Annotated in this window: 15 protein-coding genes and 3 pseudogenes; 7 read left to right on the top strand and 11 right to left on the bottom strand. The window is 71.5% G+C overall.

Translation table 11 applies throughout. From position 1 onward, the window contains the following. Position 1 precedes the first annotated feature (1 nt). The 4 genes from ACFV57_RS20620 to ppk2 form a co-directional block, all read right to left on the bottom strand. Positions 2-835, bottom strand: a complete 834-nt coding sequence (locus ACFV57_RS20620; protein WP_385234002.1) for an FAD/NAD(P)-binding protein — start codon at positions 833-835, stop codon at positions 2-4. After that, on the bottom strand, positions 832-1,308 hold the full coding sequence (locus tag ACFV57_RS20625) for a cyclic nucleotide-binding domain-containing protein (RefSeq protein WP_385234005.1): 477 nt from the start codon (positions 1,306-1,308) through the stop codon (positions 832-834). The genes ACFV57_RS20620 and ACFV57_RS20625 overlap by 4 nt, the downstream gene beginning before the upstream one ends. Beyond that, positions 1,305-2,480, bottom strand: a complete 1,176-nt coding sequence (locus tag ACFV57_RS20630) for a 4Fe-4S dicluster domain-containing protein (protein ID WP_385234008.1) — start codon at positions 2,478-2,480, stop codon at positions 1,305-1,307. Before ACFV57_RS20630 ends, ACFV57_RS20625 begins: the two co-directional genes overlap by 4 nt. Positions 2,481-2,779: 299 nt before the next feature. Continuing rightward, positions 2,780-3,583, bottom strand: coding sequence for a polyphosphate kinase 2 (gene ppk2, locus ACFV57_RS20635; protein ID WP_385234011.1), 804 nt, complete (start codon positions 3,581-3,583; stop codon positions 2,780-2,782). Positions 3,584-3,969: 386 nt separating this feature from the next. Between ppk2 and ACFV57_RS20640 the strand changes: the two genes are divergently transcribed. The 3 genes and pseudogenes from ACFV57_RS20640 to ACFV57_RS20650 all read left to right on the top strand — a co-directional run. Continuing rightward, positions 3,970-5,415: a serine hydrolase domain-containing protein gene (locus ACFV57_RS20640; RefSeq protein WP_385234014.1), complete on the top strand. Its 1,446-nt coding sequence runs from the start codon at positions 3,970-3,972 to the stop codon at positions 5,413-5,415. A 94-nt stretch (positions 5,416-5,509) separates the two neighbouring features. Continuing rightward, positions 5,510-7,879 carry a phosphoketolase gene (locus ACFV57_RS20645; RefSeq protein ID WP_385234017.1) on the top strand — a complete coding sequence of 790 codons (2,370 nt, stop codon included), beginning with the start codon at positions 5,510-5,512 and terminating at the stop codon, positions 7,877-7,879. Positions 7,880-8,997: 1,118 nt separating this feature from the next. Continuing rightward, positions 8,998-9,207 (top strand): annotated as a pseudogene (locus ACFV57_RS20650) (universal stress protein); the annotation flags it as partial. A 72-nt stretch (positions 9,208-9,279) separates the two neighbouring features. On the opposite strand, the gene ACFV57_RS20655 reads toward ACFV57_RS20650, so the two are convergent. Together ACFV57_RS20655 and ACFV57_RS20660 are read right to left on the bottom strand one after the other, a co-directional pair. After that, positions 9,280-9,432: a hypothetical protein gene (locus ACFV57_RS20655; protein WP_385234141.1), complete on the bottom strand. Its 153-nt coding sequence runs from the start codon at positions 9,430-9,432 to the stop codon at positions 9,280-9,282. Between the two features lie 231 nt (positions 9,433-9,663). Then, positions 9,664-10,440 (bottom strand): alpha/beta fold hydrolase, encoded by a 777-nt coding sequence (locus ACFV57_RS20660; protein WP_385234020.1) that lies wholly within the window; start codon positions 10,438-10,440, stop codon positions 9,664-9,666. 111 nt (positions 10,441-10,551) lie between these two features. On the opposite strand from ACFV57_RS20660, the gene ACFV57_RS20665 reads away from it, so the two are divergent. The 3 genes and pseudogenes from ACFV57_RS20665 to ACFV57_RS20675 form a co-directional block, all read left to right on the top strand. Continuing rightward, the gene (locus ACFV57_RS20665) at positions 10,552-11,379 is read left to right on the top strand and encodes a helix-turn-helix domain-containing protein (RefSeq protein WP_385234023.1); all 828 of its coding nucleotides are present in this window, start codon (positions 10,552-10,554) and stop codon (positions 11,377-11,379) included. Positions 11,380-11,407: 28 nt separating this feature from the next. After that, positions 11,408-11,704: pseudogene (locus ACFV57_RS20670) on the top strand (transposase); the annotation flags it as partial. Further along, a pseudogene (locus ACFV57_RS20675) lies at positions 11,693-12,056 on the top strand (transporter); the annotation flags it as partial. The pseudogenes ACFV57_RS20670 and ACFV57_RS20675, both read left to right, overlap by 12 nt. A 252-nt stretch (positions 12,057-12,308) precedes the next feature. Here the strand turns inward: ACFV57_RS20675 and ACFV57_RS20680 are convergent. The 5 genes from ACFV57_RS20680 to ACFV57_RS20700 form a co-directional block, all read right to left on the bottom strand. Continuing rightward, positions 12,309-14,270 carry a hypothetical protein gene (locus ACFV57_RS20680; RefSeq protein ID WP_385234027.1) on the bottom strand — a complete coding sequence of 654 codons (1,962 nt, stop codon included), beginning with the start codon at positions 14,268-14,270 and terminating at the stop codon, positions 12,309-12,311. 137 nt (positions 14,271-14,407) lie between these two features. Continuing rightward, positions 14,408-14,836 carry a DUF2690 domain-containing protein gene (locus tag ACFV57_RS20685; RefSeq protein ID WP_385234031.1) on the bottom strand — a complete coding sequence of 143 codons (429 nt, stop codon included), beginning with the start codon at positions 14,834-14,836 and terminating at the stop codon, positions 14,408-14,410. A gap of 176 nt (positions 14,837-15,012) precedes the next feature. Beyond that, the gene (locus ACFV57_RS20690; protein WP_385234034.1) at positions 15,013-15,351 is read right to left on the bottom strand and encodes an STAS domain-containing protein; all 339 of its coding nucleotides are present in this window, start codon (positions 15,349-15,351) and stop codon (positions 15,013-15,015) included. A gap of 43 nt (positions 15,352-15,394) precedes the next feature. Continuing rightward, positions 15,395-16,666, bottom strand: coding sequence for a PP2C family protein-serine/threonine phosphatase (locus tag ACFV57_RS20695; protein ID WP_385234037.1), 1,272 nt, complete (start codon positions 16,664-16,666; stop codon positions 15,395-15,397). Next, positions 16,663-17,469 carry an alpha/beta fold hydrolase gene (locus ACFV57_RS20700; protein WP_385234132.1) on the bottom strand — a complete coding sequence of 269 codons (807 nt, stop codon included), beginning with the start codon at positions 17,467-17,469 and terminating at the stop codon, positions 16,663-16,665. The genes ACFV57_RS20695 and ACFV57_RS20700 overlap by 4 nt, the downstream gene beginning before the upstream one ends. A gap of 317 nt (positions 17,470-17,786) precedes the next feature. On the opposite strand from ACFV57_RS20700, the gene ACFV57_RS20705 reads away from it, so the two are divergent. Beyond that, the gene (locus ACFV57_RS20705; RefSeq protein WP_385234040.1) at positions 17,787-18,854 is read left to right on the top strand and encodes an SDR family NAD(P)-dependent oxidoreductase; all 1,068 of its coding nucleotides are present in this window, start codon (positions 17,787-17,789) and stop codon (positions 18,852-18,854) included. The last annotated feature ends 12 nt before the right edge of the window (positions 18,855-18,866 follow it).

The following is an 18,866-nucleotide window of genomic DNA, read 5'->3' on the forward strand; positions in this document are numbered from 1 at the left end:
CTCACAGCTCCTTCACGGCCAGGAGGGGTTCGGCGCGGTCCCAGCCGGTGACCGGACCGTCCCGGCACAGCAGGAGGGGGCCCAGCTGGCAGTGCCCGCAGGTGCCCGCGCCGCAGCGCATGTTGCGCTCCAGCGAGACCTGCACGCGGTGCGGCGGGACGCCCGCCTGGACGAGGTCGCGGGCGGTGGCGTGGATCATGGGCTCGGGCCCGCAGATGAAGGCGTACGTCGCGGCGGGTGACCACGCGCCGCGGCCCAGCAGCCGGGTGACCACGCCCACGTCGCCGTGCCAGCCCGCCTCCGGCCGGTCCACGGTGACCGCCACGTGCGCGGCGGCGCCCCAGGCCCGGGTCTGCAACCGGTACAGCAGGTCGCTCGGCGTCCGGGCGCCGATCAGGACGTTGAGCCGGCCGTAGCGTCCGGGCTCCGCGAGCACCTCCAGGATCAGCGGCCGCAGCGGCGCCAGCCCGATCCCGCCGGCGATCACCAGCACGTCGAGTCCTGCGGCGGCTTCCACATCCCAGCCCACGCCGCACGGACCACGCACTCCCACCGTGTCGTCCACGCGCAGCGCACACAGGGCCCGGGACACCGCGCCGACCGCTCGTACCGTGTGCACCAGGGCCGGTTCTCCGTCGGGCAGCCCCGACACGGACACAGGGATCTCGCCCACCCCGAACGCGTAGAGCATCGCGAACTGCCCCGGCCGGAACGGCGGCAGCGCGGCACCGACCGGGCGCAGCTTGAACGTGGCGACGTCCGCGGTCTCCGAGCAGCGGCGCACGACGCGGTAGGGGAGAGGCACACCGCCGACGGGGGCGGCCGTGGCGTTCATCGGGGCAACCCGCTCCCGTACGGTCCGTACAGGTCCAGCAGCCGGGTACGGGCACACTCCAGCCGGTGCCCGATGACCTCGGCCACGGCCAGCACCAGCGCGTGCCCCAGCTTCGGATCTTCCCGGCACAGTCGGCGTACGGCCTCGGCGTCGAACTCCCAGGCCCGTACGGGGCTCTGCGCCTCCGCCCCCAGGTGCCAGTTGCGCGGGGGGAACAGCCAGGACCAGCCCACCAGGTCCCCCGGGCCCAGTGTCTCGATCACCGCGGCGCGGCGGCCGGGAACGTGGAGGTCCAGCACGACGCTGCCGGTCCGGATGATCCAGAACCGGTCCGCGGCGCGGTGCTCCTCGAAGAGGCGAGCACCCGCGGGGAAGGACACCTCGTGAGCCAGCCCCATCAGCCGTTCCCGCTGGTCGTCGGTGAGGGCGTCCAGCTGCTTGGTCATGGTCCGCAGGCGCATCCTGGTGTTCATGAGGGGGCCTCCTCGTCAGTGGCCGTGGCGTCCTGGGCCTCCGCGTGCAGGGCGGCGGCTTCCTCGGTGATGTCGATGCCGGCGGGGCACCACACGATGCAGCGCCCGCACCCCACACACCCCGACTCCCCGAACTGGTCGTGCCAGGTGCCGAGTTTGTGGGTGAGCCACTGCCGGTAGCGGCTGCGCGCGGACGCCCGGACCGGGCCGCCGTGCAGACGGCTGAAATCCAGGTCGAAGCAGGAGTCCCAGCGCTGCCACCGCTCCGCGTGGTCGCCGGTCAGGTCGGTGATGTCCTCGGTGGTGGTGCAGAAACAGGTCGGACAGACCATCGTGCAGTTGCCGCAGGTCAGACACCGCGCGGCGACATCGTCCCAGCGGGCGGCGTCGTGCGAGCCGGCCATCAGGGCGTGCAGGTTGACCGGCGGCATCGCCTTGTCCATGTGCTGCGCGGCGGCGGTGACCGCCTGCTGGGCGACGGCTCGGGTCGCCGGATCGCAGGGACGGCGGGGGAGCCGGGCCAGGATGCGTTCCCCCGCCGGGCTGCCCGCCCGTACCCGGAAGCGGTGCCCTTCCTGGTCCAGCACCTCGGTCAGCGCCAGGTCGTACGTGGCCGGACCGTCCTCCCCGACGCCCGGCCCGGTCCCCATCGACGTGCAGAAGCAGGTGGCACCGGGATCGGTGCACTCCACGGCCACGATGAACGTGCGGTCACGGCGACGCCGGTAGGCGGTGTCCGCGTGCGGGCCCCCGCCCAGTACGCGGTCCTGAATCGCGATGGCCCGCAGATCGCACGGCCGTACCCCCAGGAACGCGTACGCGGGCGGCTCGCCGTCCTCCGCACGGAAGGCGAGCCGGCCCCGCGCGTCCCGGTCCACCGTCCACAGCCGCTCACGCTGCGGATGCAGGTATGTCTTCCACGACTGCGGCCCGGCACTGTGCGCGAAGACCATCGAATCCGCGCGCCGCACCAGGCGATACCGCCCGGCCGCCAGCTCCACACCGCATCCGTGCGGCAGCTCGTCGGCCGTGGATATCTCCGCGAGGACGATCGCGCCGTCGCGAACGGTGGGACCGATGACGATGTGCTCCTCGGAGAGGACATCGACCAGCGTGGCCAGCCCGTCCGACGCGGAGATCACCGCATCCGGTACCGATGCACTCTGGGACATCAGCGCCTCCCCGGCAGCGTCCCACAAGGTCCGTGTCTTCATCGTCGGCCGGAGAACTCCGGCAGGGAGGGGGCCGAACGGCCCTGGTGCGTGCCGCCCGGCCCGGAAGTCACCGCCGGTGGTGGACGGGCCTGCCCTGATGGGACAGGGGCGGGTGCGGTACTGCGCCTGTTGTCCCTGACTGCGCCTGTTGTCCCTGTCCCACCGGAGTGGGCTGCCGTGACCCGTCTGCCGCGGGGCCGTTCGGCCCGGCCGGAGGGTTACTCGGTGCAAGGTCACGCCGTCACTGGCTCGGACCGTCAGCCAGGCACGACATGGTCCGGTACACAGGTTTGGGCGTCTCGCGGCGGGCGGCGGTAACCGGTGGTCGGCGGGCGGGGCGGAAGGGTGAGCGTCGGTTCCCGAACCTCGTGGTACGCCAGGGTGGTCAGCAGGTGGGCGATCATGTTGATCCGGGCCCGGCGCTTGTCGTCGCTCTCGACGACGTACCACGGAGCCTCGGGAATGTCCGTGTGGGCGAACATCGTGTCCTTGGCCCGGGAGTACGCTTCCCACCGTGTGATGGATTCCAGGTCCATCGCGGACAGCTTCCAGCGCCGCGTCGGGTCTTCCAGGCGGTTGCGGAACCGCTGTTCCTGTACGGCGTCGCTCACCGAGAACCAGTACTTGCGCAGCAGGATGCCGTCCTCCACCAGCATCCGCTCGAAGACCGGGCACTGCCGCAGAAAGCGCCGGTACTCCGTCTCATCGCAGAAGCCCATGACATGCTCGACGCCCGCCCGGTTGTACCAGCTGCGGTCGAACAGCACGATCTCACCGGCGGTCGGCAGCCGCTCCACATACCGCTGGAAGTACCACTGCCCCCGCTCCCGCCCGGACGGCGCGGGCAGCGCGACGATCCGCGCGACCCGCGGGTTGAGGTGCTCGGCGACGCGCTTGATCACACCGCCCTTGCCGGCCGCGTCCCGCCCCTCGAAGACGACCACGAGCCGGGCGCCCTCGGTGCGCACCCACTCCTGCACCTTGACCAACTCGGTCTGGAGCCGCAGCAACTCGCGTTCGTACGCAGCCCTGCCCAGGGAACCGGCTCCCCGCGTGGACACCGACGCTGACCGTGCAACGGTCTCGTCCCTGCGCTTCTTTCCCACCGCCTGCCCGGCCTTCTTCCGTCGCTCGCGAACGAAGGTCTTCCTGAAGAGGCGTGGAGAGCCCCCAGGCCGTCTCCAGGAAGATCCCCCTCCTGCCCCGATGTGGCTCATCCAGCTGCCACCGTGGCGTCGACGCGGAACCGCCGCACCCGGCCGGGTGTTTCCTCTTCTGCCCTCCCGGCCCCTTGACGGGCGGTAGCGCGTCCCCCGATAACTGCGGCGACGTGCTGTGTGCGCTCCGGGGCGGCGTGGTCGCGGATGCGATCACGGGCGGTCGGAGTGCCGGTGTCCGAATCCGGCCTGCCCGGGACAGTCCTTCAGACCGGCGGCGAGGAGGAACCATGCTCAAGGAGATCGCAACCGCCACGGAGAGGTGGGTCACCGGGTTGCTGAATCGCCGGCCCGTCGGCGGGCTGGCCCTGGGGGTGGTGCGTGACGGTCGCCTTGAGCATGCCGTCGTGCACGGGCTCGCCGATCTGGAGACGCGCGAGCCGATCGGCGAGGACACGGTCTTCCGTATCGCGTCGATCAGCAAGACCTGCACCGCGATCGCGGTGATGCAGCTGTGGGAGCGGGGGCTGGTCGATCTCGACGCCCCTGCTGCGAACTACCTCGGCGCTTACCCGCTCACTCCGGCCGAGCCCGGCTTCCGGCCCGCAACCCTGCGCCACCTGCTGACCCACACCGCGGGCATCGGCGAGTTGCGTTCCGCCGTCGATCTACTGCGACCCAACGCGGGGGAAGGCGTGCGGTTGGGGCGCCCGCTGCCGTCGCTCGCCGAGTACTACCGCCATGGCCTGCGGATCGAAGCGGAGCCGGGCACGCGCTGGACGTACGCCAACCACGGATTCGCGACCCTCGGCCAGGTCGTCGAGGAGGTCAGCGGCGAGCGCTTCGATCACTACCTCCGTGAGCACGTCTTCACCCCTCTCGGCATGACCGGCACCGATCTGATCCGCACCGCACGCATACGCGGGAGCCTGGCGACCGGCTACGAGCTGCGATCCCGGGGCCTGAAAGCGGTCACCGACCGGGAGCGCGCCACACCGGGCGCCTCGTCCGTCTACTCGACACCACGGGACATGGTCCGCTACCTCTGCGCCCTCCTCGGCAGCGGCACCAACGAACACGGTTCGGTCCTCGCACCCGCGACCCTGGCCACGATGTTCGCCCCGCACTATCAGCCTGATCCCCGCGTGCCCGGCATGGGTCTGGGCTTCTTCCGCGGAGAGGCCGACGGCCACCGCTTCGTCGAGCACCAGGGCATCCTGCCCGGCTTCACCTCACAGATGTTCGTCGCCCCCGACGACGGGCTCGCCGTGTTCGCCCTGACCAACGCCGCCCACCGCGCACTGCTGTGGCTGCCCGGTGAGCTCGAAGCGCTCCTGCGCCACCTGCTCGGCCTGCCGGGGCAGACGCTCCGTACCGATGTGCCGCACCGCCCCGAGGTGTGGGACGAACTGTGCGGCTGGTACACCCTCGCCGGCCGGCTCACGGACGTACGGGCTCGGGCCATGGCGGGCTCCGCCGTCGAGGTCTTCGTCCGCGGCGGCCGCCTCATGCTGCGCAGCCTGATCCCCGTACCCATGATGGTGCGCGGCATCCCGCTCCACCCCGACGACGCAGACGATCCCTACGCGTTCCGCATCGACCTGTCGCGGTACGGGATCGGCAAGGCGCGCATCGTCTTCAGCCACGAACCGAAGACCGGGAACACCGCGCTGCACTTCGTGCCCATCCCGCTCTCCCTGCACAAGTGTGCGTCTTCCCGGCCCTTCCGGCGCTGACAAGCTCGGCCCGTACGGCCCTGGCGATGCGGGCCGTACGGGGCCAGGCTGTGCGCGCGACAAGGGAAGCCCGCCCTCAGCCCCGGAGGCACGCATGTCCCCCGCGCCCGACCTCACCGACGACGAACTCCTGGCGCTCGACGCCCACTGGCGCGCCGCCAACTACCTCGCCGTCGGACAGATCTACCTGATGGACAATCCCCTGCTCGCCGAACCCTTACGGCCCGAGCACGTCAAGCCCCGGCTGCTCGGCCACTGGGGCACCTCGCCCGGCCTCAACCTGGTCCACACCCACCTCAACCGGATCATCAAGGCCCGGAACCTGGACGCGCTGTGCGTCTGGGGGCCGGGACACGGAGGACCCGCGGTGCTGGCGAACTCCTGGCTGGAGGGCAGCTACACCGACACGTATCCGGACATCGGCCGGGACGCCGCGGGCATGGCCCGGCTGTTCGAACAGTTCTCCTTCCCCGGCGGTGTGCCCAGTCACGTCGCGCCCGAGACGCCCGGCTCGATCCACGAGGGCGGCGAACTGGGCTACTCCCTCGCGCACGCCTACGGCGCCGCCTTCGACAACCCCGGCCTCCTCGTCGCCTGCGTCATCGGCGACGGCGAGGCCGAGACCGGGCCGCTCGCCGCGTCCTGGCACTCCACCAAGTTCCTCGACCCGGTGCACGACGGCGCCGTCCTGCCGGTCCTGCACCTGAACGGCTACAAGATCGCCAACCCGACCGTGCTGTCCCGGCTGCCCGAGACGGAGCTCGCCGCGCTGCTACGGGGATACGGTCACGAGCCGGTCTTCGTCACCGGTCACGAGCCCCTGCCCGTCCACCGCGCCATGGCAGCCGCCATGGACACCGCACTGGACCGCATCGCCGCCATCCAACATGCGGCCCGAGAGGAGGGCGTCACCGAGCGCGCAGCCTGGCCAGTGCTCGTACTCCGTACTCCCAAGGGCTGGACCGGCCCCGCCGAGGTCGACGGGCTGCCCGTCGAAGGTACCTGGCGCGCACACCAGGTGCCGCTCGCCGCCGTCCGCGACAACCCCGGGCACTTGCGGCAACTGGAGGACTGGCTCCGCTCGTACCGGCCGGAAGAGCTGTTCGCCGCGGACGGGCGCCCTCGGGCGCAGGTCCTGGAACACATCCCTGAAGGGCGGCGCAGGCTCGGCGCCACCCCGCATGCCAACGGTGGCCTGCTGCTGCGCAGCCTGCCGGTCCCGGCCCTGGAGCGCTTCGCGGTGCCCGTCGACAAGCCCGGCGCGACCCTCCACGAACCCACTCGCGTCCTGGGCAGCCTGTTGCGGAAGGTCATGGCGGACACCGCCGGCCGCCGCGACTTCCGCATCGTCGGGCCCGACGAGACCGCCTCCAACCGCTTGCAGGCGGTGTTCGAAGCGAGCGGCAAGGCGTGGCAGGCGGCGACGGCCGACACCGACGAGCACCTGGACCGGCACGGCCGCGTTCTGGAGATTCTGTCCGAGCACACCTGCCAGGGCTGGCTGGAGGGCTATCTGCTCACCGGCCGCCACGGACTGTTCTCCTGCTACGAGGCGTTCGTCCACATCGTCGACTCCATGGTCAACCAGCACATCAAATGGCTGCGGGTGACCCGCCGCCTGCCCTGGCGCCGCCCCATCGCCTCCCTCAACTACCTGCTCACCTCCCATGTGTGGCGCCAGGACCACAACGGCTTCTCCCACCAGGACCCCGGCTTCATCGACCACATCCTCAACAAGAGCCCCGAAGTCGTCCGCGTCTACCTGCCGCCGGACACCAACACCCTGCTCTCGGTGGCCGAACACGTCCTGCACAGCCGGGACTACGTCAACGTCGTGGTTGCCGGCAAACAGCCCTGCTTCGACTGGCTGAGCCTCGACGCGGCCCGCGCGCACTGTGCCCGCGGCGCGGGGATGTGGGGCTGGGCGGGCACCGACGACGGCACCCGCGAGCCGGACGTGGTCCTGGCCTGCGCGGGCGACGTCCCCACCCAGGAAGTTCTGGCCGCCGCCCGGCTGTTGCGGCAGCACTTGCCGGAGCTGTCCGTACGCGTCGTCAACGTCGTCGATCTGGCCCGGCTGCTGCCGAAGGAGGAACACCCGCACGGTATGTCGGGTGCCGAGTACGACGCCCTGTTCACCCCCGGCAAACCGGTCATCTTCGCCTACCACGGCTACCCCTGGCTCATCCACCGCCTCGCCTACCGCCGCGCCGGGCACGCCCACCTCCACGTACGCGGCTACAAGGAGATCGGTACCACCACGACACCCTTTGACATGGTCGTCACCAACGACCTCGACCGCTACCGCCTCGTCATGGACGTCATCGACCGCGTCCCCGGACTCGCACCGCGCGCGGCCGCCGTACGACAGGAAATGGAGGACGTCCGGACCCGGCACCGCGCCTGGATCCGCGAGTGCGGCAGGGACCTGCCGGAGGTCGCCGACTGGTGCTGGGACGGGTGATCCCGCGTGTCAGCGAACTGTCATCTCGGTGGCGCCCCTCTCGGCACCGGGACCGGCGTCAACGCTCCTGGTTCGGGTGCCAATGAGGACTGGACGCACGGTCCCTGCTTCGGCAGCCGCGGTATCTTTCGCCGCCGTCACCGGAGACGGCAAAGCTGACGCCATCGTTGTCAACAATGACGGGTGACGGTTCGTCGCGCTGAATGAGTCCCGATGGCACGCGGGTCCTGTACTGGTCACGAGCCGGTACAGGGTCGTTCGCCTCGCCGTCGACGGAGTCGCTACCCGTCATGGCCGCGACCTCGGAGACCTCCGGCCGATAAGTGCTCGCCAAGGGACGGCATGCTCAAGGGCGGGTTATGTCGAGGTGCGAACAAGTGGTGAGGCCGCAGGCGGATCGCCGGACGCTTCGTGCACGAGGGGGCGAGTGGAGCGGGCTCGTCCCTCGGGACCCCTGTGGGCAACGCTCCGCACGCGGCCGGTCGTCCGTCCGGCCTCGTAGGGCTCCTGCTGTCTCGTCTCCGAACAGTGGGAGTACGAGTTCGACCGTGTCCGGTCTTCGCCGCGCAATTCGCGCGTGAGACGGCGGCACACCCTGGAAGCGCGGAGGTCCCAGGGCTTCGGGCGGCGTGTCACGGTGCGAGCGGGACGGCCGCCGACAGAAAGGAAGAAGGCCCGACGATGACCGGAACCACACCGTGTCACGGTAAAAGGGGCCCTGGCCGACGGCATGTGGCAGCACCAGGCGCCGACCGTATCGTGGTACAGCACAGCGGTGGGGAGTCGTACGCCGCCCGGGTACGGGGGCACGAGGTGATCGTGGACCAGCCCGTCCCCGTGGGAGGAGGCGACCGAGGTCCGACGCCGGTGGAGCTGTCCGCGACCGCGCTCGCCGCATGCGTGGCCTACTACGCAGCTCCTACCTCAAGCGGCACGGCCTCACGCGTGAGGGGCTGCGGGTCGTGACGAACCACTGCACTGTGGGCAACTCCCTGCCCCTGCCGCCGGAGGTCAGCGTCGTCGTTGACGGGCCTGACGGGTCGTCTGTGCCTACGGCGTAGACGGACGGTCCGTTGCTGTCGGCTCTGGCCTCCCTCCGCACAGCGCAACATGCACACATGCCCTTGGGTGGAACGGCCCGTGATGTGCCCCGCATTGCCCCTGACCCGGCGGGGGTCGACGGTTCCGACAGCAGCCTCGCAGCCTTGGACTGGGCAGCGCAGGAGGCCCGGCTCCGCGGACTGCCACTGCGCATCGTTGTCGCGTCCTTGTGGGAACGCTACGAGAAGACGCTGCCGTCCTGGACCGTCGAGCGGTCTGCCGAGACCGTCGAGGAACAGCGCGTGCTCGGCTGGTCCAGGTGCCCGTGGGTGACGACGATCAGGCGGATGTCTTGGGGTTCACGCCGTGGGAGGCGATCTGGTCGTAGACCAGCTGGGCGCTGCCGGGTGTTCCGGCGTCGACGACCGGATCGGTTGGCTGCCCAGCGGCAGGCAGGCGTTGACGGAATGCTTGCCGAGCACGGAATTCGCGATGACCTTGGTCTGGAACATTGAGGTGAGTGCTTCCTTCGAGAAGTCACAAGAAGGGAGTCGCAGGGCCTGTTGGGGCGTGAGGCGAGGAGCGACTGGTACGTGACGGGCGCCGCTCACCGCGTTGCCCCCGACCCCCGGGCGGCCGGCGTACCAGCAGATCTGTCGGGTGCGGTGCAACGCGGCAGGGCCTGTCCCGGCCCCGTGGACGGGTGGCCAGGGGCACAGCCCGTCGTCGGGCCGCGAGAACGGTCAGGCGGCCGGCGCGAATGCGGTGATGGCGTCGACGAGGCCGGCCGGGGCTTCCAGCGGGATCAGGTGGCCGGTGTGGGGGACCACCACGAACTCGGCGTGCGAGAGGTAGGGCACCAGGTTGTCGCGGAGCACGCCGACGGGCTCCACCTGGTCGTGTTCTCCGGCGACGACGAGAGCGGGCACGCTGACCATGCGCGTGTGCTCGGTGATGTCCTGCGCGATGCCGCGCAGCGGCCACTCGGTACGGGCGGCGTCGGTGACGGTCCGCGAATCTGTCACGATCTGCGCCTTGACCGACGTGGGCAGTTCGATCGCGGTGAGGACGTGATCCCGCGCCCCGGCCACGGACTCGGCGGAGTCGTAGGCGTGCGACAGGGCTTCCTGGTACTCGGGAGTGACCTGTGCGGCGGGTTTCGCCGGGCCGGAGCCGACGAGGACGATACCGCGCAGGCCGGCCGGCCTGGTGGCCGCGACCAGCTGTGCGACCTTGCCTCCCATCGAATGCCCCACCAGGACGTAGTCGGTGGCCCCCGCATCCGCGAGCACGGCGAGCGTGTCGTCGGCGAGCTGACCGAGCGTATAGGGGCCGGGCAGAGCGCTCGACCGGCTCCATCCGCGGAAGTCGACCGTGAGCACGTCACGGCCCGCCAGGCGGTCGACGACGAGGTCCCAGGTGCGGGCGGAACCACCCCAATAGTGCAGGAACACCAGGGTCGGCCCGGTCCCCGGCCGATGGTCGTAAGTGGGCAGAAGCGTCTGCTGCGTCGCGGTCATGGTGGCTCTTCCGGTCGGTGCTCCGGGCGGTTGCCCGGTGTATTCATTGAAACTTCTGCACCCGGTCGGGGCATCGGCGTGACTGGTCGTCCGATAGTGGAAACTGGACACGTGAGCGTGATCAGGCACATGACCTACCAGCCCGCGGGACGCCGCGCCGCCTCGGTCGAGACGATGACGTTCGGCCGCCTTCGCGAGCTGAACGACGGCGGCACGCAGCGCGCCGACTTCCACGTCCTTGCCGTCATCGACGCCGGACCCGGCTCAGTCACGGTCGATTTCCACCGCCACCCGCTCCAAGATCGATCCGCGGTGTGGATTCCGCCCGGCGCGGTGCACCGATGGGACGACATCGCCGACGTGGCAGGGCACCTCGTGCTGTTCGTGCCGACCGCGCCGGTCACCCACGCCACCCGAGAACTCGTCGCTTCCCCGGACCCGGCCGCGCACTGGAGCATCCCCGACGCCGGCTGGCCCTTCGCCGATGCGGCGCGCAGCCATCTCCTCCTCGAAGCATCCGCCCCACCCAGTGACTCCCGGACGGAGCTGCCCGAAATCCTGCTCTCCGCGCTCATCACCCGACTGCACCCACCGCACGCCGAAGCACGGCTCACCCATCCGGCGTTCCGGTTGTTCCGCTCCAGCGTCGAAGCACACTTCCGGCAACACCACGATGCCGGCTACTACGCCCGTACGCTGGGATACGCGCCCCGCACCCTCTCACGAGCGGTGCAACAGGCCACCGGCCGCACCGCGAAGGCGTACATCGTCGAACGGATCACCTTGGAAGCCAAACGGCTCCTCGCACACGACCGCCTCACCGCCGCCCGCTGCGCCGGCATACTGGGCTTCCCCGACGCATCCAACTTCTCGGTTTTCTTCCACAAGGCCACAGGCAAACGCCCGGGCGCGTGGCAGGCGACGGTGGCCGCCGAGTGAGGAGGTGCCCACGAGAACACTCACATCTATGATCACGTGGCGTCACAACCCCGTGATCACCGGAGGTCGCATCGTTCCGGGCGGGCTGTGGGAGATCACGAAGCCGTTGCTTCCGCCGTCAAGAGTGCGACCACAGGGCGGCGGGACGCCGGATACACCTGGTGAGACACTGTTTGCGGCCATCATCTAGGTGCAGGTCAGCGGATGCGCCTGGCGGCAGCTGCCGCCCTGCTTCAAGATCTCGAAGTCGACTGCTCATCGGCGGTTCCTGATCTGGTCGAGGGCCGGCGCCTGGGGTCGGCCGCACGAGGCCGTGCTCCACCGCCACGTGTTTCCGGGCGCCGGCGAGGCCGCGCCGCGCCTTGCTGAGGTCGAGGCGGATGTGCAGCACCTCATCGAGGCGCACACGGAGACGATGCCGGGCGTGCGGTTCCTGGCGGGCGAGTACGGCACCGGGCCGGTGCACGGCGGACGGATCGTTCGCTGGGTTTGGACGAGAACGATGCGCCGGTGGTCGTCGTGTACACGCGCGGCACGGACGCGGGGTGATCAAACAGGGCCTGTTCCATCTGGCGTGGTTGATGGACCACCGCGCCGAGTTCGGGCATCTGCGCTACCGCTTCTACGGCGAGTCGTTAGTCGGTCCGGAGACGGTGGCATCCTGCAGTGGTTTCATGCCCTGTCGCGGCGGGTCCCTTCCCTGAGCAGGCGGCGGGGACGCGGCAGGTGGGTTTCCCGGCACCCCTGCGACGGGGGAAGGGGCGGCGGCGGTTCCGTCGGGGAGGTGACGCGGTCGAGCATGGCGGTTCGGGGAGCCAGGCTCGCCTCTGTCGTGAGCGGTCTCGTGTCAGTTCGGCGTGATCGACAGCGGGGCACCGCCGTCTCCGGCGGCCCCACCGGCAGCGCCGCGCCCGCCCCGCGACGCTCCGTCAGTCCTCCGTAGCGCGCCCGACCTCGGTCGTCGTCCCGCCCCCGGCCAGGCGTGCGCTGACCTGCGCCCGCGTGCCCGCGGGGGCCCGTACCGCGAGGCTGTGTCCCGTGGCGGAGGCCCGCACCGGGCCTGTCGCGTCGATGCCGGTGACCGCCCGGCTGCCCGCCGCCAGCAGGTACGTGTGCCCGGAGGCCGCCCGCCACCCCGTGCTCGCGACCACGTGCTGGCCGAAGCGGCTGCACGCGGCGGTGGCGCGTTCGCGGGCCACGGTCCGCGCCGCGGCGCCGGGTGCCGTGAACCGTACGCTCACCTCGCCCCCTCCGCGCCAGGTGTCGGCCCGGACGCAGGTCCACACGGCTCGTCCGCCGCTCTCGGGCAGCGTCTGTTCGGCGAAGTCCCATACGTTGACCGCGCGGACGCCGTCGGGCAGTTCTGCGAGGTGGCAGGCCGTGCGGGCCCAGCTCACCAGTGCCGCTGTGCCGGTGGCTTCGCGGGGCTGCCGTGCCGGAGCGCCCTGACCGGGCAGTGGGGTGTAGGAGAGGTGGGCGGGTACGAGGCCGGGGCCGCCGAGGTCGGTGACGAGGAAGGCGTGGTGTTCGACGATGCGGGCCGAGGAACGTAGTTGCAGCGCGGGCCAGGATGCGCAGTCGCCCGCGGCGGCACGGCTGCGCAGGGGCTCGGTGACGCCTTCCGCCGACACTCGCACGGGCCGCCCGGGTACGTCGGGACGCAGCAGGTCACGTACCTGCGTCTCGGCGATCCACGGGGCGGTCAGGTAACGGGACGTACCCGGGGCCCGGCTCACGACGACCACGGCGGCCGTCGTCACGTCGCTGCTGTCCGTACGGGCGAAGTCGAGGGTGGCGGGGCCGCCGGGGGAGAGGGGCTCGCTGTAGCGGACGGTGCGCAGGCCGTCGTGCAGCAGCACCACCGCGCTGCCGTCCACCTCGCCCGCGTACAGCAACTGCGTACCGTACGGGGGCGGTCCCGTGGCCGTGCCGGGCGTGCGGCTGATATGCGTTTCGGGCGGCGGTTGCGACCAGGTGGCCAGGGCGCGCGCGAGCAGATCCCGGTCCGCGGTCCGTCCGCCGCGGGGCGGCCAGGCGGTGAAGTCGACGCGTGCGGTGTCGGCCCACTCGTCGCGGGGAGCCCGTACCAGATCCGCGGGGGTGACCGGCCCGGTGCCGACGACCGGGCGCGGGCGTCCCTCTTCCGTCGCGGAGCCGGTGGCGGTCAGGACCACGGCACCGACCACCACCACCGCCGTCACGGCCCAGGCGAGGCGGAACCGATGCCGACGGCGTAACAGATCGGTGGGGCGGGTCTGTACCGAGCACGCGTTGAACTCCGCCGAACGCAGGAGCGTCTGGGCGGCGGCGACGGCGGGCGCGTCGAGCTGTCGCGCGACGCGCAGGGCCCGGTCCGGGTGGCCGACGCCCGCGGCGCCGAGCAGGGCCCGTACCTGGCCGTCCGGGAGTTCGTCCGCGCGGGACAGCACGAAAGCCGCGCGGACGTCGGCGGACAGGCCGGACAGCGCCTGCCCCAGCGCGATCTCCTCCCGCCCGCCGGCGCGCGGGAACAGGCGCAGCCCCCACACCACCGGGAGCATGGGCCGCAGCGCACGCGGCGGCGGCAGAGCCGCCGGCCACGATCGCGGGCGCCGCTCGTACGCCAGTGCCGCGCGCAGCACCCGCTCCCGTACCCACGCCGACCCGTGCCGCTCCGGCCCCATGCGCTGGACCGGCACCCGGAGGGTGGCCCCGCGCAGCCGGAAACCGGGCAGCGCGCGCTGCACCAGGCCGTGGGCGGTCAGTACCCGGCGGTGCCTGCTGAGCGAGGGCGGGAGCGTGAGGTAGGCGAGACGGACCAGTGCGGTGTAGTGCTCGACGAGGCCGGCCTCGGCTTCGTCGAGTGTTATCCGTGCACGGCCGTCCGGAGAGCGGCGCTGCGACGTGACCATGGAGCGGAGCGCCTCCCAAAGGCTGATGGCGACAGGGCGGTTCCCTCCTTCAAACGAGTGAATGCCGCCGGGGTCACCACGCCGGGCCGTCGGCGCCGTTCAGCCGGTCGTCTGGTCGGCCGGCCAGCGGATCGGCGTCACTTCCAGTCGGTGCACACGGTCCCGCTGCCGGGCACGGTCAGGCACGCGGCGGCCTTGAGGTCCATGTCGTTGACCATCCGGGAGTGCGCGTCGCTGCCCCGGTCGATGCGGGTCTCGTAGGTGTTCTGCGGGTTGGCGGTGTTCGCCACCGTGCCGATGCTCCCGACCGGTCCGTGAATCCTGACCCAGGCGGCCCGGCACGCGGCCTTGTAGCGGAGTTCGACCGTGGCGCTCCCCAGGGACCTGGAGTCGAGGGTGTCCGCGTTGTCGGCGCATCCGCCTTCCTCCGGCGTCAGCCCGTTGCAGGTGGGGCCCTTGCACGCGAACTGCGGGGCCGTGGCGGCGCTGTGCGGGACGGTGGCGTGGGAGGCGGGAATCAGCGAAGAGGCCGCGAGGGCCAGTGTGGCGACGGCTGTGGTGACCATGTGCATGGTGCGTACCCCCTGGTGCGGCGGAAGCCCCTGGTCCGGGGCCGCTTGTCGGGGGGAGCGTACGCCCGGCGGCAGAAAAAAGAACCCGAGTAATAATAAGTCGGACAATCCGACTTATGGAGTGGTTTTGGGGGCGAGGTTCGAGGGCGCATCCCGGCGGAGCCGTCGCCTCAACGAGCCGTCGCGGCCTCGCTGTCGGGGTGGCAGGTGAAGACCTGGTCGAGGCCGACATAGTGCAGCACGCGCAGCGTGTTGGCGGGCACGGCGGCCAGCGCGACGTCCGCCTCCGCGGCGAGAGCGCGGTTGCGGGCGGCCAGCAGGGCCGTGATGCCGCTGGAGTCGCAGAACTCCATCGCCGCCAGGTCGAGGACCAGGCGCTGCCCCGGCTTCAGGTCGAGGCCGGCGATGACGTCGCGCAGTTCGTCGGCGTGGTCGTAGTCGAGGTCGCCGACGATCTCCAGTACGGGTCCGGTCGCGGCATCTCGGGAGGTGATCTTCAGCGAGGTCATCTGGGGTGGGGTGGGGTCGAAGGGGCAGGGGACAGATGCTGGTTCAGGGGGCCGTGTCGGCCGGTACCCCCAGGGCCAGCAGGGCCGTGTCGTCGTCCAGGCCGTCGCCGAACCCGTCCAGCAGTACGGTGAGCGCCTGGATCACGGCGCGCGGCGGCGACCCGGTGTGCCCGGCGGCGAACGTACGCAGGGCCTCGTCCCCGTACAGGGCGCGGTCGGGGCCGGTACGGGCCTCGGTGAGGCCGTCGGTGTACAGCAGCAGGCTGTCGCCCGGGGCGAGGGTGGCGGTCGCGGTGACGAAGTGCGGTTCGGGCAGGACGCCGACGAGCAGCCCGCCCGGGGTGGGCAGGAAGTCGCAGGAGCCGTCCGCGCGCAGGAGCAGTGCCGGAGGGTGGCCGCCGGAGGCGAGCCTTACGGTGACCTCTCCGCTGTCCCGGTCGGGCTCCAGGACGCCGAATATGGCGGTGCAGTAGCGCGGGTCGCCGCCGGTGTACCGCTCGTGCAGGACCGTGTTCAAGGTGGCCAGGGTGGCCACCGGCTCCGGGTCGTGCAGGGCGGCGGCGCGCAGGGTGTAGCGGGTCAGTGAGGTCAGGGCGGCGGCCCGGGGGCCCTTGCCGCTCACGTCGCCGAGGAAGAAGGCCCAGCGCTTGCCGTCCAGGGCGAACAGGTCGTAGAAGTCGCCGCCGAGCCGGTCGGGGGAGGCGGTGTGGTAGTACGAGGCCACTTCCAGCCCGGGTATCTCGGGCAGCACGGTGGGCAGCAGGCTCTGCTGGAGGGCGGCGAGCGCCTCCTGGAGCCGGGCGCGGTCGGCCTCCGCGCGCTTGCGGGCCGCCTCGGCCTCCTGCTGCCGCCGCAGCAGTTCCTCCTCGTACGCCCGGCGGTCCCGCGCGTCGAAGAGGGTCGTACGGATCAGCAGGGGCTCGCCCTCGCTGCCGTACTTGACGGTCGAGGAGACCAGTACCGGCATCCGTGTCCCGTCGGCGCGCTTGATCTCCAGGGCGATGCCGTTGATCTCGCCCTGCATCCGCAGCAGCGGTGCGAAGTGCGTCTCGTGGTAGAGCTTGCCGCCCACGGTGAGCAGGTCGGTGAACCGCAGCTGCCCCACCACCGTCTCCCGGGCCAGACCGAGCCAGTGCAGGAGGGTGGCGTTGACCTTCGCGACGGTGCCGTCCATGAGCGTCGAGACGTAGCCGCAGGGCGCGGAGTCGTAGAGCTCCTCGGCGCTGTCCTCCAGCAGGGCGGCGAACGTGGCGTCCGTGGTGTCGTCGTCGCCCGTTCCGTTCGGGTCGGGTTCCTCCTGCCCGGTGCGGCTCATCGTCGCCGCCCCGCCAGGAAGCCCGTGATCGCCTGGTTGGTGGCCTCGGGAGCGGACAGGTGCGGGCAGTGGCCGGTGGCGTCCAGGGTGACCAGCGTCGAGCCGGGGATCTGCGCGTGCACGTACGCGCCGACCTCGCGCGGAGCGATCACGTCCTGTGCGCACTCCAGCACCAGCGTCGGCACCTCGACCGTCTTCAGGTCGTCGCGGGAGTCGGACAGGAAGGTGGTACGGGCGAAGACGCGGGCCATGTCGGGGTCGGTGGCGCAGAAGCTGTTGGTCAGCTCCTCGCCCAGCTCGGGGCGCTCCGGATTGCCCATGATCACCGGCGCCATGGCGGCCGACCAGCCCAGGTAGTTGGAGTCGAGCGAGGCCAGCAGCTCGTCGATGTCCGCGGCGGTGAAGCCGCCGCGGTAGCCCTCGTCGTCGATGTAGCGCGGGGACGGGGCGATCATCACCAGCGCGCCGAAGCGCTCCGGGGCCTGCTGGGCGGCGAGCACGCCGGTCATCGCGCTGACCGAATGCCCGACGAAGGCGGCCCCGCGCAGGTCGAGGGCCTCGGCGACGTCCACCACGTCCTGGGCGTAGCCGCCGAGGCGGGCGTACCGGTCCTCCTGGAAGGCCGACAGGTCGGAGCGGCCGCAGCCGACGTAGTCGAACAGCACCACGCGGTGGGTGTCGGCCAGGGCAGGGACCGTCAGCCGCCACATGTTCTGGTCACAGCCGAAGCCGTGGGCCAGTACTACCGTCGGTCCCTCCGGGTTACCGGTGACGGTGACGTTGTTCCTGCGCAGGATGTCCATGGCGCCCATCCTCGCATCCCTGTGTGATCTTCCCAGAAGGAAGGAAGGAAGGAAGGAAGGAAGGGACCGGCCGTTGGCGGGCAGCACGTCCGGCGGCGGGCTGCGGCGCGTAAAGGGCCGCGGCCGTGTACGGGCCTCAGGCGTGTACGCGCCGCGGCCGTGTACGGACCGGCGTCACGGAGCGCAGGTCTGTAGGAACCGTGTCGGCGTCGTGTCGGTGGCCGCTGCGATCTTGGTGTACGGGAGGCCCGGCGCCGGAGCGGACGGGGCACCCCGTCGCCGCCCGGCGGCTTCCGAGACACGACCGAGGAGTCACCATGCCTGCCGAAACCCAGCCTCCGAACCGGCCCCAGCACGCGAACCGGTCCGAGCGCGCCAACCGGCCCCGGCATCCGAACCAGCCGGAGCATGCGAGCCGGCCCCAGGCCCCGTTCCGCCCCCAACCGTCGTCCCGGCCCTGGGACGTGCACCGGCTGCCGTCCGCCGAGGGCAAATCCTTCCTGGTCACCGGCGGCAACGCGGGCATCGGCTACTTCGTCGCCGAACAGCTCGCCGGAACCGGAGCCACCGTCGTCCTCGGCAGCCGCGACCCCGCGAAGGCCGAGGTCGCCGAGGCCTGTATCCGCGCCCGCGTCCCCGGCGCCCGCGTCCGCCACATCCGGCTGGACCTGGCCGACCTGGGGTCTCTCAAGGCCGCTGCGGACACGCTCGCACTCGATCACCTCGACGCGGTGGTCCACAACGCCGGGGTGGCGCTCGACGATCCGCCCCGCCGCGAGACCGGGGACGGCCACGAGCTGATGTTCGGGACCAACCACCTCGGCCACTTCGCGCTGACCGGGTGGCTCGCACCGCTGCTCGCGGCCGCGCCGGCCGCCCGTGTCGTGACCGTGGGCAGCTTCGCGGCGAAGTCCGAGCGGCTCGATCTGGACGACCTGCAGTCCACCGGGGACGACTACCGGCCGAAGCGGACCTACGGGCGGTCGAAGCTGGCGCAGATGTACTTCGGCCTCGACCTCGACCGCCGTCTGCGCGCCACCGGCAGTACCGTGCGCAGCCTGGTGGCCCACCCCGGCGGTGCGCTCGACTCCCTCACGCCTTCGCGCCCGCCGCTGCACGTACGGACCTCCGGCGAGCGGCTGCGCGGTCTGCCCGCCGGCCTGCTCGTCCAGGGCAAGGACGCCGGTGCGTGGCCCGTGGTGCGGGCCGTGCTCGACCCGATGGCGACGGGCGGACAGCTGTGGGGCCCCAGGGTCTTCGGGCTGCGCGGGATGCCCCGGACCGAGCCGGTCTGGAGCCATCTGGACGACGGCGCCGTGGCGGCGCGGCTGTGGGACGCCTGCTGCGAGCTGGTCGGCGCTGACCCGGGGCTCGGTTTCGCGTGAACGGGGTGACGG

It is taken from the genome of Streptomyces sp. NPDC059788, from assembly GCF_042732265.1.
Classification (GTDB): Bacteria; Actinomycetota; Actinomycetes; order Streptomycetales; family Streptomycetaceae; genus Streptomyces.

Excerpts from the sequence above, each read along its gene's own strand:
- ACFV57_RS20660 (WP_385234020.1), bottom strand. The coding sequence starts at position 10,440 with ATGACCGCGACGCAGCAGACGCTTCTGCCCACTTACGACCATCGGCCG.
- ACFV57_RS20700 (WP_385234132.1), bottom strand. The coding sequence starts at position 17,469 with ATGGACATCCTGCGCAGGAACAACGTCACCGTCACCGGTAACCCGGAG.
- ACFV57_RS20695 (WP_385234037.1), bottom strand. The coding sequence starts at position 16,666 with ATGAGCCGCACCGGGCAGGAGGAACCCGACCCGAACGGAACGGGCGAC.
- ACFV57_RS20625 (WP_385234005.1), bottom strand. The coding sequence starts at position 1,308 with ATGAACACCAGGATGCGCCTGCGGACCATGACCAAGCAGCTGGACGCC.
- ACFV57_RS20630 (WP_385234008.1), bottom strand. The coding sequence starts at position 2,480 with ATGTCCCAGAGTGCATCGGTACCGGATGCGGTGATCTCCGCGTCGGAC.
- ACFV57_RS20685 (WP_385234031.1), bottom strand. The coding sequence starts at position 14,836 with ATGGTCACCACAGCCGTCGCCACACTGGCCCTCGCGGCCTCTTCGCTG.
- ACFV57_RS20705 (WP_385234040.1), top strand. The coding sequence starts at position 17,787 with ATGCCTGCCGAAACCCAGCCTCCGAACCGGCCCCAGCACGCGAACCGG.
- ACFV57_RS20655 (WP_385234141.1), bottom strand. The coding sequence starts at position 9,432 with ATGTTCCAGACCAAGGTCATCGCGAATTCCGTGCTCGGCAAGCATTCC.
- ACFV57_RS20645 (WP_385234017.1), top strand. The coding sequence starts at position 5,510 with ATGTCCCCCGCGCCCGACCTCACCGACGACGAACTCCTGGCGCTCGAC.
- ACFV57_RS20640 (WP_385234014.1), top strand. The coding sequence starts at position 3,970 with ATGCTCAAGGAGATCGCAACCGCCACGGAGAGGTGGGTCACCGGGTTG.
- ACFV57_RS20680 (WP_385234027.1), bottom strand. The coding sequence starts at position 14,270 with ATGGTCACGTCGCAGCGCCGCTCTCCGGACGGCCGTGCACGGATAACA.
- ACFV57_RS20620 (WP_385234002.1), bottom strand. The coding sequence starts at position 835 with ATGAACGCCACGGCCGCCCCCGTCGGCGGTGTGCCTCTCCCCTACCGC.
- ACFV57_RS20690 (WP_385234034.1), bottom strand. The coding sequence starts at position 15,351 with ATGACCTCGCTGAAGATCACCTCCCGAGATGCCGCGACCGGACCCGTA.